The 1,343-nt window shown below is 43.0% G+C and carries 1 protein-coding gene; it reads left to right on the top strand.

The annotated features are described in order from the left end of the window. A partial coding sequence (locus A3729_RS19660; RefSeq protein ID WP_156498035.1) for a PAS domain-containing hybrid sensor histidine kinase/response regulator occupies positions 1 to 1,343 on the top strand: 1,343 nt, incomplete at both ends.

The raw sequence follows: 1,343 nt of genomic DNA, 5'->3' as shown, positions 1-1,343 counted from the left end.
AAACCTTAGAGAACACTTTCGTTATTTTGTTTTCGGCATTTATTCTAATTATTGCCGCCGGATTTTTCTTGGTAAAGTATTTTTCCCAGCCTGTTGCTCAGCTTCTCGACAAGATCTCCCGTTTGGCTGCTGGTGAGTCAGTCGATAGAAGCATTGTTACTAATACAGAAGAGCTCCAGGTTTTATCGAAAGCAATTTTTTCTCTTTACGATACCGTCGATACGCAGCGGAAGAAAATACGCGATAGCAAAGAGCTATTTTCACTTATTGTGCAGGGCTCGAATGACGGTATTTGGGATTGGGATATATTGGCTAATTCTCTGTATCTATCGCCTCGTTGGAAGGCGATTATTGGCTATCAGGATGATGAGCTTGAAAATGATACGAAGGCCTTTCAGAAACACGTTCACCCTGAAGATCGTCATCAAATAAATACGCTCTTTTCTGACCTTATCAAGGGAAAGGCTGACACCAGTCAGTGCCGTTTCCGAATGCTGAAAAAAGATGGCTCGTTGGTCACAATTTTGTCACGCAGTATGGCTGTTCGCGATGACAAGAAAAGAACCCTGAGAATTATTGGATCGAATACAGATATTTCTGATGTGGTCGCGAGAGAACAAGAGGTGATTGAACTTAATAAAGGCCTGGAGGGTAAGGTTTTACAGAGAACTGAAGATTTGGAAAGTGCGCTTAAAGAAGCTGAACAGGCAAACATGGCGAAGACTACATTCCTTTCCAATATGTCTCATGAAGTACGGACGCCTATGAATGGAATTATTGGCCTGACTTCACTGTGCCTCGAAACTGATTTAGATGACAAGCAGAGAGACTACTTGGAAAAAGTCATGCAATCTTCAGAAATGCTACTGAAGATTCTCAATGAAATTCTCGACTTCAATAGGATCGAATCGAATATGATTGAGTTGGAGGAAGTAGAGCTTGAATTGAGTGAGCTGGCTAGAAATATTGAGTCTCTAATGTTACCTGCTGCTGATCAGCAAGGAATCGCCTTTAAGGTAGTCTTGGATGAGGCTTTACCCGTTTATGTTAGAACGGATGAGCTTCGTTTATCGCAAGTCTTATTGAATCTATGCGGCAACGCAGTCAAGTTTACCGAAGAGGGTGAGGTGACTTTAGCGCTTAGCTGTGATGCTAAATTGGATGAAAGTGAAGGTCGGTGCGGTGTTCGGTTTTCGGTGAGTGATACCGGCATTGGTATTCACGATACGAAAGACTTGTTTATGCCTTTCAAGCAGGAAGATGCCTCTACGACCCGGAAATATGGCGGGACAGGTCTGGGGTTATCTATCAGCAAGAGATTGGTGGATTTGCTGGGAGGAGAG

Source organism: Oleiphilus sp. HI0043, assembly GCF_001634935.1.
This window is presented reverse-complemented; position numbering and strand designations above follow the sequence as displayed.